20 protein-coding genes are annotated in these 18225 nt (G+C 71.7%); all 20 read left to right on the top strand.

Going from position 1 to position 18225, the window contains the following annotated elements:
- Positions 1-21: 21 nt before the first annotated feature.
- The 20 genes from DMA15_RS30115 (at position 22) to DMA15_RS37690 (ending at position 18204) form a co-directional block, all read left to right on the top strand.
- A complete protein-coding gene (locus DMA15_RS30115; RefSeq protein WP_125515864.1) occupies positions 22-1251 on the top strand; it encodes an MFS transporter in 1230 nt (409 codons plus the stop codon).
- 162 nt (positions 1252-1413) lie between these two features.
- Positions 1414-1635 (top strand): hypothetical protein, encoded by a 222-nt coding sequence (locus tag DMA15_RS37695; protein ID WP_125518090.1) that lies wholly within the window; start codon positions 1414-1416, stop codon positions 1633-1635.
- 199 nt (positions 1636-1834) lie between these two features.
- Positions 1835-2977, top strand: a complete 1143-nt coding sequence (locus DMA15_RS30105) for an AAA family ATPase (protein WP_164551964.1) — start codon at positions 1835-1837, stop codon at positions 2975-2977.
- Positions 2974-4764 carry a hypothetical protein gene (locus tag DMA15_RS30100; RefSeq protein WP_125515862.1) on the top strand — a complete coding sequence of 597 codons (1791 nt, stop codon included), beginning with the start codon at positions 2974-2976 and terminating at the stop codon, positions 4762-4764. Before DMA15_RS30105 ends, DMA15_RS30100 begins: the two co-directional genes overlap by 4 nt.
- Before the next feature lie 82 nt (positions 4765-4846).
- Positions 4847-5296 (top strand): hypothetical protein, encoded by a 450-nt coding sequence (locus DMA15_RS30095; RefSeq protein ID WP_125515861.1) that lies wholly within the window; start codon positions 4847-4849, stop codon positions 5294-5296.
- A 179-nt stretch (positions 5297-5475) separates the two neighbouring features.
- Positions 5476-5835, top strand: coding sequence for a hypothetical protein (locus DMA15_RS30090; protein ID WP_240660297.1), 360 nt, complete (start codon positions 5476-5478; stop codon positions 5833-5835).
- Positions 5832-7454 (top strand): hypothetical protein, encoded by a 1623-nt coding sequence (locus DMA15_RS38150; protein ID WP_346428930.1) that lies wholly within the window; start codon positions 5832-5834, stop codon positions 7452-7454. The genes DMA15_RS30090 and DMA15_RS38150 overlap by 4 nt, the downstream gene beginning before the upstream one ends.
- A gap of 19 nt (positions 7455-7473) precedes the next feature.
- Positions 7474-8214 (top strand): hypothetical protein, encoded by a 741-nt coding sequence (locus tag DMA15_RS30080; protein WP_125515859.1) that lies wholly within the window; start codon positions 7474-7476, stop codon positions 8212-8214.
- A gap of 315 nt (positions 8215-8529) precedes the next feature.
- Entirely contained in the window at positions 8530-8943 is a 414-nt protein-coding gene (locus DMA15_RS30075; RefSeq protein ID WP_125515858.1) for a hypothetical protein, read from the top strand.
- A 25-nt stretch (positions 8944-8968) separates the two neighbouring features.
- On the top strand, positions 8969-9334 hold the full coding sequence (locus DMA15_RS30070; RefSeq protein WP_125515857.1) for a hypothetical protein: 366 nt from the start codon (positions 8969-8971) through the stop codon (positions 9332-9334).
- A 275-nt stretch (positions 9335-9609) separates the two neighbouring features.
- Positions 9610-9999: a hypothetical protein gene (locus tag DMA15_RS30065; protein WP_125515856.1), complete on the top strand. Its 390-nt coding sequence runs from the start codon at positions 9610-9612 to the stop codon at positions 9997-9999.
- Entirely contained in the window at positions 9996-10805 is an 810-nt protein-coding gene (locus tag DMA15_RS30060; RefSeq protein WP_125515855.1) for a DUF317 domain-containing protein, read from the top strand. The genes DMA15_RS30065 and DMA15_RS30060 overlap by 4 nt, the downstream gene beginning before the upstream one ends.
- Positions 10806-10844: 39 nt before the next feature.
- A complete protein-coding gene (locus DMA15_RS30055) occupies positions 10845-11186 on the top strand; it encodes a hypothetical protein (RefSeq protein ID WP_125515854.1) in 342 nt (113 codons plus the stop codon).
- A gap of 229 nt (positions 11187-11415) precedes the next feature.
- Entirely contained in the window at positions 11416-12018 is a 603-nt protein-coding gene (locus tag DMA15_RS30050) for a DUF317 domain-containing protein (protein ID WP_240660023.1), read from the top strand.
- Positions 12019-12117: 99 nt separating this feature from the next.
- Positions 12118-12696 carry a hypothetical protein gene (locus DMA15_RS30045; RefSeq protein WP_240660022.1) on the top strand — a complete coding sequence of 193 codons (579 nt, stop codon included), beginning with the start codon at positions 12118-12120 and terminating at the stop codon, positions 12694-12696.
- Between the two features lie 5 nt (positions 12697-12701).
- Positions 12702-13490, top strand: a complete 789-nt coding sequence (locus tag DMA15_RS30040) for a DUF317 domain-containing protein (protein WP_240660021.1) — start codon at positions 12702-12704, stop codon at positions 13488-13490.
- Positions 13491-13523: 33 nt separating this feature from the next.
- The gene (locus tag DMA15_RS30035) at positions 13524-15320 is read left to right on the top strand and encodes a type IV secretory system conjugative DNA transfer family protein (protein ID WP_125515852.1); all 1797 of its coding nucleotides are present in this window, start codon (positions 13524-13526) and stop codon (positions 15318-15320) included.
- A 358-nt stretch (positions 15321-15678) separates the two neighbouring features.
- Complete coding sequence (locus DMA15_RS30030; RefSeq protein WP_125515851.1) at positions 15679-16431, top strand: hypothetical protein; 753 nt, start codon at positions 15679-15681, stop codon at positions 16429-16431.
- Between the two features lie 17 nt (positions 16432-16448).
- Complete coding sequence (locus DMA15_RS30025) at positions 16449-17285, top strand: hypothetical protein (RefSeq protein WP_240660020.1); 837 nt, start codon at positions 16449-16451, stop codon at positions 17283-17285.
- A 103-nt stretch (positions 17286-17388) separates the two neighbouring features.
- Positions 17389-18204, top strand: a complete 816-nt coding sequence (locus DMA15_RS37690) for a hypothetical protein (RefSeq protein ID WP_240660019.1) — start codon at positions 17389-17391, stop codon at positions 18202-18204.
- The last annotated feature ends 21 nt before the right edge of the window (positions 18205-18225 follow it).

Genomic DNA, 18225 nt, shown 5'->3' with positions numbered 1-18225 from the left:
GTCTCACCCCAGAAGCGCCCGTTGACCTCCACCACCGGCTCCGGCCCGCTGCTTGCGCAACGCCACGTCGCCCGCCTGCTGTTCGGGACCCTGATCGGACGCCTGCCCAATGGCATGGCGCCCGTCGCGATTCTCCTGCTCGTCGCCGACCAGGGCGGATCACTCAGGATGGGCGGACTGCTGTGCGCGCTGTACGGACTGGCCTCCGCCATCGGGCAGCCGGTCCTGGGCCGGATGGTCGACCGGCGCGGCCAGAGCCTGGTCACCGCCGCGGCGGTCCTGCTCACCACGGTCTGCCTGCTGGCCCTGGCCGTGGTCGAAATTCCCGCCCGGCCGGGCCTGGCCGCCTCTCTCGTCGCGCTCGCCGGTCTGAGCACCCCGCCGCTGGAAGCGGGATTGCGGGCCCTGTGGCCCGTGGTCCTGCCCGACGAGGCGCGGCGCCGGGCGGCGCTCGCGCTCGACACCGGCGCCCAGGGGCTGATCTACGTCACCGGCCCCCCGCTGGTGGCCCTGCTGTCCACGACGACCGGGCCACACGCCGCGATGGTGGTGAGCGCCTCGCTCGGGCTGGTGGGCGCCGCGGTGGTACTGAGTGCTGAGCCGTCGCGCCGCTGGCGCCCGGCCCGAGCGACCCAGCGCACCGGCGCACTCGGGCCCCTCGCACACGCGGGGCTGCGCTGGCTGCTCGTGGCAGTGAGCGGCGTCGGCTTCGCCCTGGGCGCGATGAACGTCTGGGCCGTCGCCCTTGCCGAGGATCTCGGGATGGATCTGTTGTCCGGGCTCATCCCGGCCGCACTGTCCACCGGCAGCCTCATCGGCGGCTTCCTCTACGGAAAGCGCACCTGGCCAGGCACCCTCTCCGGGCAACTGCGCTGCGCAGCAGCGCTGTTCGCAGCCGCGTGGCTTCCACTGATGACGGTCACCGGCCCCCTCTCCGCGGTCGCGCTGACGGCTGTGCCGGGTCTGCTGCTCACCGCCGTGATCACCTCCGCGTTCCTGACCGTGGACGCCCTCGCTCCGGCCGGCACCACGACCGAGGCGCACGCCTGGCTGATCGCCGCGGTCGGCGCCGGCCAGGCCGCCGGGACCGCTCTGTCCGGCACGCTCTCCGAGCACCCGCCGATCGGTGCGGCTCTCCCCGCAGCCGGCGCCGCGCTCACCCTCATCGTCCTGCTCGCCACAAACCGGCACCTCGCTGTCCCCCAGCGTCGGGGCCGGCACCGCCACACGCCGACTCACGCCTCGCGCTGAACACCCCCAACGCCAAGGGAATTCACCCCTAGCGGTTGGTCGTACATCCGGCTATCGGAACGTGCGGAAAAGGGAGTCCAGTAGCTGCGGGGCGGTGAGGCCCGCTTCCCCGCCACCACCGATAGGAGACCCGCCTTGCCCGAAACGCCAGCAGAGCCGTTCATGACGATCCGGCACGCCATCACCGGCGAGATCACCACCACCGGCTACAACGCCGCCGCCCGGCGGATCCTGCTCCAGTCCGGCTTCGAAGAGGCGCCAGGATGCGTCTGCCGTGCGACGGAACCAGGTACGGAGCGGACGCACGGACCCGCTCGGCAGCCAGCGAGCTGCTCGTCGCCGGCCATCCCGTGTACCCGTACCGATCCCTCGGCCGGCCGATGAGCGGCGACAATCCGCCCCGGTTGGCCCGGTCGCCGACGTCGGCACAGTCCGCGATCCGCTCCGAGAGCGGCCAGCCTTTCCAGCGCATCGCCAACCCCGCCCGCACCCGCACCCGCACCTGTAGAAGGATCCTCGTTTGACCACACCCGGAACGCGCACCAGTCCAGCGCGCACCAAGGGCGGCGAACTACGGGCCAAGGTGGCCCGACTGCTGGCCGACCGGCCGACGGACACGTTCACCATCGGGGACATGGCCAGGCAGCTGGGCCACTCCCACGGCGCCGTCCGCAACGCCGCCCTCACCCTGGTGCGACGCGGCGAGGCCGACCAAAGCGGAACCGGACAACCGGAGTTCCGCGCGAACGCGAAAACCGCCGCAGCCGCGCAGACCGCCGTGATCAGCCCACCGGGCACCCACTCTCCCCGCGCCCAGGCGGCCACGGCCCGCACGACCATCACCGCAGCAGCCACGCCCCGGCAGACCGGCCCCATCCGCCGCGCGGGGGGACAGCTCTACCACCCCCGGGAGCTGGCCGATCTGCCCGACGTCGAGGCGCTGAATCGCTTGCGCGACGCCGACGTGCCGGTGCTGCTCTACGGCCCTCCGGGCACCGGCAAGACGAGTCTGGTGGAGGCGGCGTTCCCGGACCTGCTCACCGTCGCCGGCGACGGCGACACCACGGTCGGCGACCTGATCGGCGAGTACACACAGGACGACGCGGGAGGCTACGTCTTCCAGTACGGGCCGCTGGTCACCGCGATGGCCGAGGGCCGCGCCCTGCTGATCGACGATGCCACCTTGATCTCACCGAAGGTCCTGGCAGCGCTGTATCCCGCGATGGACGGGCGCCGACAGATCCAGGTCAAGGCCCACAAGGGCGAGACCATCAAAGCCGAGCCAGGCTTCTACGTGGTGGCGGGCCACAATCCCGGCGTCCACGGGGCGGTTTTGACGGAGGCGCTCGCGAGCCGGTTCAGCGTGCAGATCCAGATCGGCACGGACTACGACCTCGCCCTGGCCTTGAGGATCGATGCACGGGTTGTCCGGGTCGCCCGACACCTCGCCCACCAGGTCGAACTCGGCGAGCTGGGCTGGGCCCCCCAGCTGCGAGAGCTGCTCAGCTACCAGAAGACCGAGGCCGTCCTCGGCACCAAAGCCGCCCTCGCGAACCTCGTCGGCATCGCTCCTGCGGAGGATCGCGACATCGTCGCCGCCGCCGTCATCAAGGCTGCCGGCGTCAAGAAGATCGCGCCCCTCACCCTCGGCAAGCAGCTCCCCGCCTCAGCTGCCCGGCAGCCCCCGGGCAGCACCGGCTCCGCACACCGGGGCCGCCCGCGATGAGCGCCCACCACCACGTCCAGTCCACGCCGGACGATGACGCCGACCTCGCGCGATGGGACGACGACGGCGCCCCGCCCGCGCAACCCCGCTCCTCCCCCAGCGCGTGGCTGCGCGTGGGAGCCGAACTCGGCGACCGGCTCGTCGCCCTCTCCGGCCGCCAGGACCTCCTCGTCACCTGCCGCCCCGGCACGCGCAGCGGCGCACCGGCCGCGTTCTTCCCAACCCTGGGCGAGGTCGAATTCGACGCGGGCCTGTTCGCCCCGCTTAAGCCCCACGAGATCCATCCTCGGATCGTGGGCGACGAGGAGCGGTATCCCGCCGCCTGGGGCGTGTTCGTCCACGAGGCCGCGCACGCGGCCCACTCCGTCTGGACGGCGCCTGCCCGAGCGAACCCCCGTGTCGTCGAGGCCGCGCTCCTGCTGGAGGAGAGCCGTGTCGAAGGCGCACACCTGATCGCGCGGCCCACGGACCGCACATACCTGCGCACCAGTGCCCGAACCCTGGTCATGCCCGACATCGCCCACCCCACCGTCCAGGGCATCGAGCAGGCCGCCTCCGTGGCGGCCCTGATCCTCGGCCGCCGTGACGTCGGCATCCTGGACGCCGGCGAGACCCGGGCCGTCGCCGATCTGTGCGAAAAGGTGCTGGGCACAGACCTGCTGGCCACACTGACCCGTATCTGGACCGCGGCCCACCAGTGTGCCGACCACGACGCCACGACCATGCTCGCGCGCGGTCAAGAGTGGTGCGACGCTCTGGACGCCGCGGCCCCTGCCCTGCCTGTGCCGAAGGACCTCGCGGATCTGCTGTCCGGCGCCGTGGGGGTCGTCATGGACAGCACCGCAGCCACCGACGCCGCCGACCTCGCGGCACAGGCCGCAGCGGCCAACGCCCTGGCCGCGCAGTCCAAGGCACAGGCTCAGGACCGCGCCCAGCGAGCCGGCCAGCGACGCAAAGCCGCCGCCACCGCCAAGTCGGTCTTCAACACCCGTGGCACCACCGTCACCCCCGACGGCACATCGGCGCCCCGTAGCAACCCGGTCACCGGCACCCGCAGGCCCACCGCCGCCGAGCAGAGTGCCGCCGCCCGCCTGAGCCGCGCCCTGCGTGCCGCCGCCTACCGCGAGCGGACCGAGGAGCGGACCACCAGCCCCACCCCGCCCGGCCGCCTCAACATGCGCGCGGCCCTCGCCCGCGACGCTCAGCGCGCGGCCGGGTCGGTGCCCACCGCAGAACCGTTCACCCACACCCGGCGCCGAAACTCGCCCACCCCACCGCTGCGTGTGGGAATCGCCGTCGACGTCTCCGGCTCCATGCGTGCCGCCTGCGCGCCCGTCGCGTCCGCTGCCTGGATCGTGGCACGCGCAGCGGCCCTGACCGACCCCGACTCCCTCACCGCCACCATCGCCTACGACACGCATCTGACCGCACTGACCCGACCCAGCCACCGGGCGCCGGAGCGCGTGACAACGTTCGGCGCCAACGGCAGCAGTCACAACCTCGCCAACGCCCTGGATGCGCTCGACCACGGCCTCGAACTCAGCCGCCCCGGCGCCGGCCGTCTCCTCGTGATCGTCACCGACGCCATCTACACCGCCGACGAGACCGCTGACGCCGTCACCCGCGTCAAGCAGCTCACCACCGCCGGCTGCGCCGTACTCCAGCTCACCCTCACCGCTCGGTCCCAGCACTTGCCGGGGACCACCTTGCTGCACCTGCCCCGGCCCTCCAGCGCTCCCGCCGCCATCGCCACGGCGGCCACAGACGCCATCCGCAGGACCCGCTGAGACAACACAGAAGACAGAAAGCAGGAACAACCACGTGGCAGTCCGCACATCCTTCGAAGTTGTCCACACCTGTGGACACACCGTGACGCACAACCTGTCCGACCGGCCCGCCGACAAGCGCGCGTCCTTCGCCCGCTGGCTCGCCTCCAAGGACTGCACCGACTGCTGGAAGGCCGCCCGCGACAACGACAGCGCCAGCAAGCAGGAGTGGCTCGCCGCCAAGCGCGCCGCCGAACAGCAGGCCGCCGCCGACTGGGCCGCCCAGTTCGAGATGCCACCGCTCGAAGGCCCCGAGAAGGCCCTGGACTGGGGCGAACGCTCCCGCCACCAGCTGGTGACCGCCGCCTACACCGCGCTGGTCACCGAAGGCACCTGGGACGAGGCGGACTGGTCCGCACTCGAAGAGAAGATCCGCACGATCACCCGCGCCGGGTGGTGGATCGACCAGCGAGAGGCCGAAGGCACTGACCTTCCTGAGCTTCTCGACGCCGCCACGGAGGCCGATCGCGGCACGGAGAACCCCTTCCGCTAGTTGTGCGCGGCGGGCGCGGGGATGCCGTATACCCGACGATCCCCGGTTAGCGAAACCGGGGATCCTCCGGACCATTGTCTTTCCACCGCCGCCCGTGCCGTTCGTGGAAGGACCCCCTTGTGCCCCAAGCCGCGCGCCCGCCGTACGTTCCCGACGACATCCTCACGCCCAAGAGGGACATGACCCATGACCACTTCCGGCCCGGCGACCAAGTCGTCGTCCTCAAGGGCGTGGCCGGCGGGGAGTTGTGGGGGGATGCCATGACGGTGGTGACTCCGTCCTGGCACACGCCCACCGACGAGGACGGCTGGCGGCTGCGCGACCCCAACGGCGGGCAGCAGACGTTCGTCACCGCCCACCCCCGCTACCTGGTCCACCTCTCCCGGCGCTGCGCCGACTGCCTCGTCTACCTGCGGGCCCTGGAGGACCACCTGATCCCCAAGTTCGCCGACGCGGGCACCGTGATCGACTGCGGTTGGTACTCCACCACCTCGCTGAACCAGCTCGTGCACATCGCGGACGCCCGGGGCGGCCGATGATTCCGTACATCCACGAGGCGGAGTCCTTCCCTTCCATCTCGCTCTCCGCCGCGCTGGACCGTCCGGTCGCCGAACAGGACGTTCTGGGTGATCTCGTGGTGGCCAGCGCGCCTGTGGACTGCAGCGTCGCCGAGGGCGGCCCCAAGGAGTGGATGTTCGCCGACTGGGAGGAGTACCTCCGCACGCCGCAGTCCCTCCACCCCTACGCTGCCGGGCCGAACGCCAACGCTCCCGAGATCTTCCACCTGGCGGTCCGCCTGCACCCCGCCGACCGGGACCTGCGTCGGCCGGAGTGGGCGGAGATCGCCCAGCGGCTGACCCGCGCCACCGGCCTCGCAGATGAACACACATGCCGCTGGGTGGCGCTGCAGGCCCGCCCCGGCCGCCTCGATGTGATCGCCAACCTTATCCGCGACGACGGCGCCCGGGCCCGGCAGCCCTATCCCCTCGTCCGGGCGCTCGTGGAGGAGTGCCGGCGCATCGAGGCCGATCTGGGCCTGGCGCCCGCCCAGCCCCAAGGCGGGCGCCCACTGACCGTGCGTCCACCGGCCCAACGCCCGGTGCTGCCACGGCCGGTGACAGAACAGTCCCCGCCCGCGGTGGCCGCACAGCTCGCCACGCTGATGTGCCAGCTCGCCGACGAGACCCACGGGCCGATCGCCTCGGTGCGTGGCCTGGTCGAGCAGGCCGCCCACCGGCTGGAAGAGCTGCCCCACTCCTACGGTCCCGCAGCGGGGCACCGGCTGGAGTGGATCGCCCGGCGCCTGTACGGCATCCAGCAGGACCTGAAGGCAGCCGCCGCGGATCTGCCCGCAGCCAACGAGCACGCCACCCATGCCCCCGCGTGCCTGCCGCACCGCACCCCGCGCCCGCGCGCCGTTCCCGGTGAACACTCCGAGAAAGCAGTGCCCTTGGCCATTGCCGACCGTTACCTGACCCTGCAACGCGACGTGCACTCGGGCGAAGTCCTCGCCCGCGGCGGCGACCCGGAAGCGCACAGCATCCTTCAGCGCACCGGCTTCATCCCCGTCGTCCGCGTACACGAGCACTACCACCGGCTGCCCACCGGCCTCGACAAAGCCGAGGAGAAACGTCTCGCCACCCGGGCCGTGGCACGCCTGCGCACCGTCCGGTACCACGTCGCCTGCGACGCGGCGTTCGAGACCGAACGGCGCGAGGCCCACTACCTCCCCCTCGGTGCTTCCGTCGCTCACCAGGGCGAACGCATCCGCCAGGCGACCACCACCGAGGAGGGCGCGGATGCCCTGACCGAACTCACCGCCGCCCACGACGGCGTCCTGGCCGCCCTCGACGATGTCCTCGCGGCAACCATCGAGTTCCACCTGAGCCTTGGCGGACCAACTGACATCGCTACCGCCGGGCGGCTGCGCCACCTCTCCGAAGGCCACCTGGACGTCATCCGAGCCGACCTGGCCGCCATCCGCGCCGACCTCGCCGACCGGCACAAGCCTCACCCACAGCGCAGCGTATGCAGCGCCGAAGTCGGCCCGAACGAACGCGAAGCCTCCGCCGTCTGCGGCTGCCCACCCCCGCCCCTGCCCAACACCGCCTCCAGCCCGCCGCCCACTGCCCCGGCCCCTGCCGGGCGACGGCGCTGACCCCCATCCCGAGGAACCCATGCACGACCCCACCCCTGATCTCGCGTCCTTCGCCATCGCCCTCGCCGACGAGCTCCCCGGCAACTGGACCAGCGAGCACCACGCCCATGCGCAGTACCCCGACCAGTTCGCCCGCGCCGAACACCTCTGGGACATGAACCTGGTCGCCCACGCCATCGCCGAGCACGTCCTGGACCAGGACGCGGTCCTCACCCGCGACGACGGCACCCGCCTGTACGTCATCCCGCGCCCCCGCAGCGGCGAGGAGTTCCTCGTCGGCGCCATCGCCCCGGCCGACATCCCTGCGGAAGCCTTCCGTACCGTGCGCGAGCCCGACGGCATCACCGTCCCCGACGACCCGGCCCAGGCCGCCGCGGACATCACGACCACCCTCCTGCCCCGCTACGACAAGGCCCTCGCCCAAGTCCGCGACAACGCCGCCCGCCTCGCCCCGGCGCTGCCCCCGGAACTCGTGGTGATCACGTTGAGCGGCCGGGACTTCCACGTCACCAAGCCCGACCGGGCCGATGCCGCCGAGATCCTCACCGACAACGGCTGCGTCTACGACAAGGACCATGACCACTTCGTACTGCCCGGCGAGGACACCGCAGCCCAGGCCCAGGCCATCCAGCGGGCAGCAGCTCAGCTCGTCCAGCTCGGCATCGGCATCAGCGTGCGACTCCCGCAGGCCAAGCCCGCCCTGGACACCGCCCCGGTCGCGGCCCCGACCCCAGCGGCCCCTGCGGCGCGGACTCGGTGAACAGGTCGACGGACGACGAGCCGCCGTTCGTCGTCCTCGACGTGACCATCCCGCGGGATTCGAAGACCCAGTTGGTCCTCGCGGTCGGCGGTGACGAACGCGCCAAGGGAATCCTGCAGACCGTCGGCAGCCTCATCTCCGCCGCCGGACCCCGCGGCCCCTACCAGCGCCAGCCGCACATCATGCCCGTCGAGCAGCAGCGTCAGGGCGCGCGCACTAGTGCACCCGCGCTGACCACCGCCCCGGCAACCACCCCGGCCAAGTCGCCTGCCCCCGGCGGTGATAGCCCCCCCAGAAGATCGGAGGAGCCCGCCCGTGGGCAACAGAGCCGACGCCGAAGGCAGCGACGTCGAGATCTACCGCAATCCCCTGACCGACACGATCCACGCCGACACCCCCACTGGTGCACACGAGCAGCTCCTGGCCCTGCTCGACGCCCTCGGGCTGGAACGCAAAACCGAGGTCACGGCCGGCCCCGTCTACGTCTGGCACGAAGTCCCCAGCCACCTCAGCGAACAGGAGAAGAAGAAGGTCGCCACCCGTGCCTTGCCTTCTCTCCTGCTGGCCGGATACGTGGTCAACATCCCCGACGATCTCTTCGACCCCGTGGCCTACCAGGAAGCGGTCGCCGACATCCGCAACCACCGCCACCCGGCCGCCGCGCCCTCGGCCGGAACCCGGCCCGCGCCCAAGGCCCCCAGCCGCACCGCTCCAGCCGCCCGGCGGTGAACCTCAACACCCCGGAGCCTCACCCATGACGCTCGCCGACGAGCACGACGTCGACGTACTGGTCTACCACCGCGACGGCACCATCTACGTCGACAGCCGCACCAGCGCCCCCGAACACCTCCTCGAACTGCTCGATGGCCTCGGCCTCGACCGGCACTGCATGCCCGAGGAAGCCGACACCTGGCACCAAGTCCCCGAGCACTGGGGCGAGATGGCCATGAAACAGATGATCGACCGCGCCATCCCCCTGCTGACCGGCGCCGGGTACCGCATCGCCATTGACACCGTCTTCGGCGGCACCGCCGACCAGGCCGCCCGTGCCACCGCGCGGCCGTCGCCACCGGTGACACCACCTGACGCAGGCAGCCATCGCTCCCGCCGCTCCCTATAACCGTCCCCGGCCGGCTCCCGCCGCGGAGGCCGGCCCCCGCCACCCGAGAGATGCCGCACATCCCCGCGCCCGACCGCACGCCCCCGCCCATCACCGCCAGCCGAAGCCCGCGTCTGGCCGTTGCCCTGTTCCGCCACTACCTGCGCGCCGTCGTTGTCGGCAGCTGCGAACGGTCCCTCCCTCTGGCCCCGCCGGGCCAGAGGCCGTCCTCAGCGAAGCCCGCCGCCTCGGACGACGCAGTTGACCGCCCCGTTCCTTCGCCCCCCAGGAGGCCCATGACCGACCTGTCGTCCTATCCCGTACGCCTCGCCGAGTACATCGCCAGCCTGATCAAGACCCTGGACGATCACCTCGACCAGGCCACCCCGCGCCAAGCGGCCGAAATCCTCGCCAAAGTCCTCGACACCCAGGAGGGTGTCCTGACCCGGGTCACCGATCTGGTCGGCACCGGATCCCGGTTCGCCCAGAACCAGGCCCACCGCGGGATGCTCCCGCCCGAGGTCTGGCTGGCCATGGGCCGGGCCTCCCACGAACTGCACAGCGTCGGCCTGGATCTTGACGAGCACGCCGACGCCATCAAGCAGCTCGGGACACCGCCCACCACGGCAAGCACTCTGCCGCCCCAGCCCGTCGCCTCCGCCATGGTCGTCAGGAGGAGCCGGTGAAACAGCAGCAGTGGGCCGGCTGGGCCCCCGGCGCCCAGCAAGCCGAACAGCACTACCTGGTCGAGCCCCGCTACCTCGCCGGCGGCGGCGACATCCGCTTCGTCAGCGAGTTCCTGCGCGCCTCCGGCTGGAACGACAAGTCCAAGACCGGCGGGCCGCTGGTCTTCGACAGCCCGGACAAGTCCGTGCGCATCGGATACGACCCCTTCACTCAGCCCGGCGGCTGGACGATCTCCGGGAAGGCCGCCCGCGGCCAGGAAGCCTGGCACGCGACCTTCACCCGCCAGGTACCCGTGGAGATCGTCGCCGGATTCACCGACGCGCTCACCCGCCCCCGCTCCGCGCACGCCCCCAACGTCTGGGCGCCGCTGCAGGAGCAGCGCTGGAAGACCGAGCAGGGCCAGCACTTCACCGCGATGAGCCCCGACGGCGGCGCCTGGCTGCAGTTCCACCAGTCCAAGCCCGGTGAGGCGCTGTGGTGGGCCGGGGCCCGCAACGAGCACGGCCGGATCTGGGACGCCTCCTTCACCGCTTCCACGCCGACGCACCTCGTCCAGGCGTTCAGCACCGCGCTGGCCGACCCGCAACAGGTTATGCGCCCGCGCGGGCACGTACCGCCCTCCACCCGCATCCGCACCACCTCCGTGTCCGTGCGGCCCGAGGAGCTGTCCGCCTGGCAGCAGGCCCGTGTCCGAGCCGCCCGCGCCGCCACCTGGGCCCGCAACTCCTGGGCCTCCACCCGGCCACGCCGCCAGACACCCACCGCCGGCCCGTACGCCCAGGCAGGCTCCCGCGCCCGCCGCTGACCGGCTGCCCCCCCTCGCCTCGCACCGAAAGCTCACGCCTTGCCCCACCACGCACCCGATGCCCCCACCCCCGACCAGGTCCGTCAGGCCACAAGCACCCTCGCCGACCTCGCCGCCTACCTACGGACGCATCCCCCGCTCGCCGACGTACTGCCGCTGCTCGCGGCGCTGCTCGACGAGGACGACGGCGTCCCGATCCTGCTCGGCGATGCCCTGCGCTGCACCGAGCACCTCATCGGCCAGCAGGCCGCGTTCCCCGTGCCCGACGAGACCCGCCTGATCATGGCCGCCTTCCGCGAAGCCGCCCAGGAGGTCACGGACTGGCACGTTCTGCACTGGGACGTACAGCGGCTCCGTAGGCACACCGGCGCCCCGCAGTGACGCCCGACCCCTACCTCCCCACCCGCGCCAACTCTCCGCACGGCACCATCTGGTTCGAGACCCAGCCACGTCACCTGGCCGGACGCGGCGACCCGCGGCACATCACCCAGGCACTGCGAGCCGCAGGCTGGGCGAACCGCTCCGACCCCGACTTCCCCCACGTCCTGCTGGCCAGCCCCGACTACCGGCACACCGTGGTGCTCGAACCCGACCCCGAGCCCACCGGGGCATGGTGGCGCATCCGCGCCAGGAAGAAGACGGTCGGCGCTGGTACACCGAGTTCGGCGCGCACACCCCCGTGGAAATCCTCGCCCACCTCACCGACGCGCTGCTCCAGCCCGCTCCCGAGCAGACGCCGCCGATCTGGTCACCCCTCACCGCGGCGGGCTGGTCCTATGAGCGCGATGAACACGGCAACGAGATGGCCCGCCATCCCGACGGCATCCTCAGCCTGGAGCGGTGGGCCGTCGAGCCGGGTGAGACCTTCCACTGGCGGGCCCAGGCTGCCGTGCCAGGCGGCGGCGGTGGCCTTCGCCGGATCTGGCACGCCTACCTCGACGAGCAGATGCCGCCCCACCCGATCGCCGCATTCACCACTGCCCTGGCCGACACCGAGCCCGTGCAGCGCGCGATGTACGACGTGCCGCACTCCCACCTGGTCACCCAGGAGCAGCGCGGCCCGCAGGGCGAGCAGCTCGCCGAGACGCACCGGGTGCGGCTCAAGGCGATGCGTGCCGCCGGTCGCAAGGCCCGCCGCACGGCCGCACTCACCACGGGCTCACCGGCGCCCCGCGCCGCACCGGCCGCGCCCGCCTCCGGCCGGGCCCGCTGAACGAGCCGGGCGGCAATACTCCCGCCCGGCTCACCGCCCCCCCCTTGTTCCATCCTTCGTCTGAGAGCGCTTTTGTCCCCAACTGCCCACGCCCCCGATGTGATTCACCGCGAGCGTCTGCACCAGCTCACCGCCTTCCTGCGCGAGAGCGAGCGGATTCTCGCCGACTTCGACGCCTGGCGCGAGGAGCACAGCGACCTCGACGGCTGGCCCCTCGACGACGCCGAGCACAGCCGTCATGCCGTCAAGCGCGACGCGGACACCTGGCGGTCCTTCAACCGCGTCCGGTCCTTCGCCAAGGACCTGCTGGCTACCGCCGAGGTACAGATACAGCAGCTCAACCCCGCGCACATCCAGTCCCGCTGGCCCTGGCAGCTGAGCGTCCTCGATCACGCCCTGGAGCAGCTCGGCGCGCTGCAGCGCGAATGGCTCGAAACCCGTGACGCGCTGGCCCCGACTGCCCGACCGGGCGATTTCGCGTACGACGACGCGCTCGCCGAGCGCAACGAGGAAGCCTGGTCCTACCTCGACGACTGGGCCAGCCACGGCGGGGTTCTCCTGGAAATCCAGGCCGCAGTACAGGAGCTCCCGCCCCGCTCACCGGCCCTGACCTCAGCCCAGGCGTATGCCCGTCCGGCGGCTCCGGCCGCGGCGCCGTCCGCTGTGGCCCGCAGGTGACCGGCGTGCCGCACGACATCGACATCGCGCTGGTCGCGCCCCGCTACCTCGCCGGCCCCGGCAACCCGGCCTGGGTCACCGTCCCGCTCCACCGCGCCTGCCGCTGGAGCACCGCCCAGGACCCGCTCGTGCCCCGGGTCATCCTGACCAGCCCGGACCAGCTCGCCCAGCTGCGTATCACCCCAGATCCGGACCCGGCCGAACCGTGGTGGACCCTGCGTCACGCCCACCACGGCGACCAGCGGGCCTGGTCAGTCACCTTCGACGCCCACACACCGGTCGAGATCATCGCCGCGGTCACCGACGCCCTCACCGACCCCGCCACACCGCGGGCCGCGCCCGACGACCCCTACGAGACACTGCGCGCGGCAGGCTGGCACGCTCCCCGCCACCACGACGGTCGCACCTCACCTGAGGGCATGACCTCCCCCGACGGCCTGGCCCGCGTCGACCGCCTCGTCCATGAACACCGCGCCGCCAGCTGGGTCGTCGAGACGTCCGTCCCTCACCTGCCCACCCTGTGGCGCGCCTACCTGGACGGCGACACCCCGCCCCACTTGGTCGCCGCGCTCTTCGGGGCGCTAGCCGACGAGACACCCCTGGTCCGCGAACCGCACCGCGTCCCGCACCTGGCAGCCACCCACGGCCGCACCACCACCGGCCGGGTGAGCGCCAAGACCGTCGCCTTCGCGCTGGAGCACCGCACCACCGCACTCGCGCAGCGCAGCACCCCAATGCCTCCTGCCTCATCCACCCCCGGACCGCATGTGCCCCAGCAGCGCCGGGCCCGCTGACCGACACCCGCACTCCCCTCTGGATCCGCCCTCTTGCCCCAGCCCTCCCCCAACCAGTCCACCGACGCCACGGACATCGCCTTCAAGATCCTCCTTGGCGTGCTCGCCGTCGCGGTTCCCTTGTCCAATCTCGCCTGGCTCGGCGGACAGCTCACCGCCTGGGCCACCGGCTCCGGGCCCGACGCCCCCTACCAGCCCGTTCAAGCCCTCCTGCACCCCGACCAGCTCTGGCCGGACCTGGGAGAAACGTCCCTCCTGATCGGCACCCGCATCCTGCCCGGCGCCGTGCTGCTCGCCCTCGGCATCACCGCCGCCGTCCTCTACAAGCGGCACAAGGGCACCAGCGGCGGGCGCAAGAAGCGCATCGAGGGCATGGCCAAACGCACCGACATCGAACCGCTGATGTCCAAGGCGATCACCACCAAAGCCCGCTCGCTGCGCCCGAGCCTCAAAGACGCCAAGCACATCGACGCCAACGACACCGGGATCCTCCTGGGCAACCTCCAGGGCACGAAGTACGAGGTGCGCATGGGGTACGAGGACGTCGCCGTGGCGATCATGGCGCCGCGCTCCGGCAAGACCACCTCCCTGGCAATCCCCTCCATCCTCAACGCACCCGGCCCGGTCCTGCTGACCTCCAACAAGGCAGCCGGTGATGCCTTTACCGCCACGCTCGACGCGCGGGCGGCCGTCGGTCGGACCTGGTCGATGGACCCGCAGCAAATCGCCCATACGGCACGGGAGATGTGGTGGAATCCCCTGGCCACCGCCAAGACACTCGACGGGGCGGGCAGGCTCGCCGGGCACTTCCTCGCCGCGAGCGTGGACGCCTCCCAGCAGGGCGACTTCTGGTCGAAGGCCGGCAGCAACATCTTGAGCCAGTTGTTCCTGGCCGCCGCCCTGGACGAGCGCCCCATCACCGACGTGATGCAGTGGCTGGCCTTCCCCGCCGACCGCACGCCGCTGGACATCCTGCGCGACCACGGTTTCACCGCGGTCGCCGCCCAGCTCAAGGGCACCGTCGAAGGGCCGCCGGAGACCCGCGACGGCATCTACGAGACCGCCCGTCAGTACGCCGCCGCGCTGCTGAACTCGGAGATCGCCGCCTGGGTGACCCCGCAGAAGGACGTCGAGGAGTTCCGGCCGGAGGCGTTCGTCACCTCGACCGACACCTTGTACCTGCTCTCCAAGGACGGCGGCGGTGGAGCCAGCGCACTGATTGCCGCGTGCGCGGACTCGGTGATGCGGGCCGCGACCGCCCAGGCCGAGCGCGCCGGTGGACGTCTGGACCCGCCCATGCTCGCGATCCTGGATGAGGCCGCGAATGTGTGCAAGATCAGCGATCTTCCGGACCTGTACTCCCACCTCGGCAGCCGCGGGATCATCCCGATCACGATCCTGCAGTCCTACCGCCAGGGCCAGAAAGTCTGGGGGGACGCCGGCATGGACGCCATGTGGAGCGCCTCCACGATCAAGGTCATCGGATCCGGCATCGACGACCCCGACTTCGCCGACAAGCTCTCCCGCCTGATCGGCGACCACGACGTGGAGACCACCTCCACCTCACACTCGGATTCCGGCAAGAGCACCTCGGTGTCGATGCGCCAGGAGCGCATCCTGGCCGCCGACGCCATCCGCGCCCTGCCCAAGGGCACCGCCCTGTGCTTCGCCACCGGCATGCGCGCAGCCATGCTCGACCTGCGCCCCTGGTATCTCGAACCCGGCGCCGACGAACTGTCCGCCGCCTCCGCCCGCGCGTCCAAGGGCATCACCGAGCGGGCCGTCGCCAAGGCCGCCCCCAAGCAGTCCGACTTCGGCACCGCCGCGTAGAACCAACCCTCGCCCTTCACGGCCTGTGCTGCGCGTGGCGTCCCTCCACATCGCCGCACCGGCCGTCAGCGCACCTGGAATCGCCTATGACACAGATCCATGCAGTCCCCGATGACTGGGACCCCCGCCACCGCTGCTGCCTTCAATGCGGCAACAGCGAACCCGAGGTCGCTTTGCGGGCCATCACCCACTCCGTGACCACCCAGCAGGCTCTCGCCTGTAGCAGGCACATCGCGGACGTGACCGCGGTCCTCGATTCGAATGCCTCCGCTCCGCGCACTGCGCCAACGCCGTCGTCGACGCCCCCCATCACGCCGGCCCAGTCCTCCGCGCCCGCACCTCAACGCCGCCCGCACACATGACTCAACCCCCCGCCGAGGCCCTGCTGTTCGAGGTGGCCCCGCCGCCGACGCCCGTCGAGCGTCTGCTCTCCCTCGCCGCCCACTACACCGAGCACAACGACCGGCTCGACCTCCTGCTCGCGGACCGCGCCAAGCCCGAATCGGGAGCCCACGTCACCGCCGCGCAGGGCCTGGCTACCGAGACCCTCGCCGCCATCAAGGCCGTTCGCGACGAACGGCTGTATGAGAGCGCCGAGTTGTCCGACGCCGTCGTCCGGCTCAAGCAGCTCGCCTACCTGTGCACCGCCTCCGCCGGCCATGGCCCTCAGCTGGCGCGCGAGCTGACTGCTCTGGCCCCCGAAGCTGTCCTGGACAGTGCGACGCGTGTTGCCGGTGAGATACGGCGAAGGCGCTGGAGCAACGCCCCACGGTCCGATGAACCGCTCTCGGCCGCGCAGCACACGGCTCTGCACGAGATCGCCTGCGGCCACGTCGTGGTCACCGGCTCCGCTGACCGGAGTTACGTCCACCACCGCACGGCACGCGTTCTGATCAGCACGCTGCGGTCCCTGGAAGCCAAGGGCCTCATCACGCACAAGGCCAAGTCTGCTTCACCCGCATACATCGGGGGTTCTCCGCAGGACCGCGTGCACCTCACCTCCGCCGGTGTCACGGTCCTGGCCGCCGCCCTTGCCCTGCCCCCAGCCACCACGGCGGGCCCTTCGCCCGGGCCCGCGCCCCACACGCAGACGGCCACGCGAGGCCGCTGACCCCCTCCTGGAGCCCCATGCCCCCGCTCGACCTGAACGAAAAGCCAGACCAACTCCGTGCCATGGCCCGGAGCTTCGAGGAACTCCACGACCGCGTGCGCGACCTCTCCTACACCCCGGGCACCGACGCACTGCACAAGATCACTCCGCTCCTGCTCGCGGCCCAGGAGCTGACCGCGACCGCGCTCGGGCAGCTGAGGGCCCTGGACGACAGCACGTACACCGGCGTCACCGGGAGCCGCGCCGGGCTGGAAGCCCTGTCCGCCATCGTGGCCGGCGCATCCATGGCCTGCAGCGACCTCGCCGAGGCCATCTCGGCCAATCCGTACGAGGGAGCGCCCTTCGCCGGATATCCGGCCGATGACGCCCATGTCCGCGCGGCGCGTCACGGCGAGGCCGTCCCCCGTATGAACAGCCACCTCAAGGACGCCGCCCACCAGTTCGACGTGGGGGCAACCGCCTGTCACTACCTCGCCACGAGCATCAGGAGCAGCCTGGCGACCACATCACCGCACCCGCCGCAGGCCGTGGCCAAACTCAATGACACCCAGCACTCGGCCCTGAAGTCACTGGCGCAGGGAGAGGGACGTCTCTACGAGCGGGGGCAGCGAGGACGGAGCCTCACGCGGGTCGCGGCCAAGGACGGCACGCGCATCTCCATAGCCACTTTCCAGGCCCTCGCCAAGCGCGGCCTCCTCACCATCGACACCAGCACCCCCTTGCTCGTCGGCCAGGCCATCACGGTCACCGAGCAGGGGCAGCGCGCTCTCATCGAATTCCGGCCCACCGCGACCCTCGCCACCACGGCGGTGCCCGCGCCAAGAACCTCCGCGATTCCGGGTGTCCGCCGGTGACGGGATGCGCCTCCGAGAGCCAACTCACCCGGTACCCCGAACCCCCGCCCGCTGCCTCGCCACCGACCATGCCCCCTCACCGAACGGATCCCTCACCTCCCCGATGACCGTCCACCTCTCCCCGCCCGAAGCGCTGCTGGCGCTCGGTGCCGACTACAACCGTCACAACGACGCGCTCCACTCGCTGTACGTCATGGAGATCAACGGCGCCAGGCCCGCGACCGCGGTCGGCAGGCAGATCCCCCGCACGCAGCACCTGGCCAAGTCAGCGCTCCACATCGTCGAGGCGCTGAACGAGAAGCCGATGTTCCCCAGCCCCGGAATCCGCTCGGTCTACGCACGCATCCGGCAGCTCGCCCATCTCGCCCTCGACGCTGCCGATCACCTCCTGGACGCCGAGGACATCCTCGACGACACCCGCGTCGGCGCCCCCAGCGAGCACGGGGTGCCCCTGACCGCTGAGGAGGCCCGTGAGGAGGTGAGGGGCCGCCTCATCCTCGTACGGGACCTGACCGCCCTCGGCGCCGACGACGCACTGGCCACCGCGGAACTCCTGACCGTCGAGATGCGCCACCAGCGTCTCCTGCCCGCCGGCCGGTCGCTCGACCTCTCGCCCGCGCAGCGCACCGCCCTGCGTGCCGTCGCCCGGGGCTTCGTGACGATCGACCGGCACACCGACAAGCCGAGGGTCAGCCACGATGATGTCCGCGTCAGCATCAGCACCATCCGCTCCCTGGAAGCCCGGGGACTCCTCAACCGCGAGGAAACCCCACGGATCCTGCACGACGAACGCGTCCACCTGACTGCTGACGGCTGCCGCACCCTGGCAGCGAGCTTCGGGCACCCGCGGCCTCCGGCCCTGACAGCCGCTCGCCCGGCACAGCCCCGGGCCACTGCCACGCCCGCACGCTCCCGATGACATACGGGGCCTGCGCCGTCC

This window comes from Streptomyces sp. WAC 01529, assembly GCF_003945545.1.
GTDB classification, from domain to species: domain Bacteria; phylum Actinomycetota; class Actinomycetes; order Streptomycetales; family Streptomycetaceae; genus Streptomyces; species Streptomyces anatolicus.
Note: the sequence above shows the minus strand (reverse complement) of the source record. Positions and strands in the feature narration are given on the sequence as shown.

Bases quoted from the DNA above. Each gene is read 5' to 3' on its own strand.
- DMA15_RS37695 (WP_125518090.1), top strand. From the start codon at position 1,414: ATGACGATCCGGCACGCCATCACCGGCGAGATCACCACCACCGGCTAC.
- DMA15_RS30100 (WP_125515862.1), top strand. From the start codon at position 2,974: ATGAGCGCCCACCACCACGTCCAGTCCACGCCGGACGATGACGCCGAC.
- DMA15_RS30090 (WP_240660297.1), top strand. From the start codon at position 5,476: ATGACCCATGACCACTTCCGGCCCGGCGACCAAGTCGTCGTCCTCAAG.
- DMA15_RS38150 (WP_346428930.1), top strand. From the start codon at position 5,832: ATGATTCCGTACATCCACGAGGCGGAGTCCTTCCCTTCCATCTCGCTC.
- DMA15_RS30080 (WP_125515859.1), top strand. From the start codon at position 7,474: ATGCACGACCCCACCCCTGATCTCGCGTCCTTCGCCATCGCCCTCGCC.
- DMA15_RS30070 (WP_125515857.1), top strand. From the start codon at position 8,969: ATGACGCTCGCCGACGAGCACGACGTCGACGTACTGGTCTACCACCGC.
- DMA15_RS30065 (WP_125515856.1), top strand. From the start codon at position 9,610: ATGACCGACCTGTCGTCCTATCCCGTACGCCTCGCCGAGTACATCGCC.
- DMA15_RS30050 (WP_240660023.1), top strand. From the start codon at position 11,416: ATGGTGGCGCATCCGCGCCAGGAAGAAGACGGTCGGCGCTGGTACACC.
- DMA15_RS30030 (WP_125515851.1), top strand. From the start codon at position 15,679: ATGACTCAACCCCCCGCCGAGGCCCTGCTGTTCGAGGTGGCCCCGCCG.
- DMA15_RS30025 (WP_240660020.1), top strand. From the start codon at position 16,449: ATGCCCCCGCTCGACCTGAACGAAAAGCCAGACCAACTCCGTGCCATG.
- DMA15_RS37690 (WP_240660019.1), top strand. From the start codon at position 17,389: ATGACCGTCCACCTCTCCCCGCCCGAAGCGCTGCTGGCGCTCGGTGCC.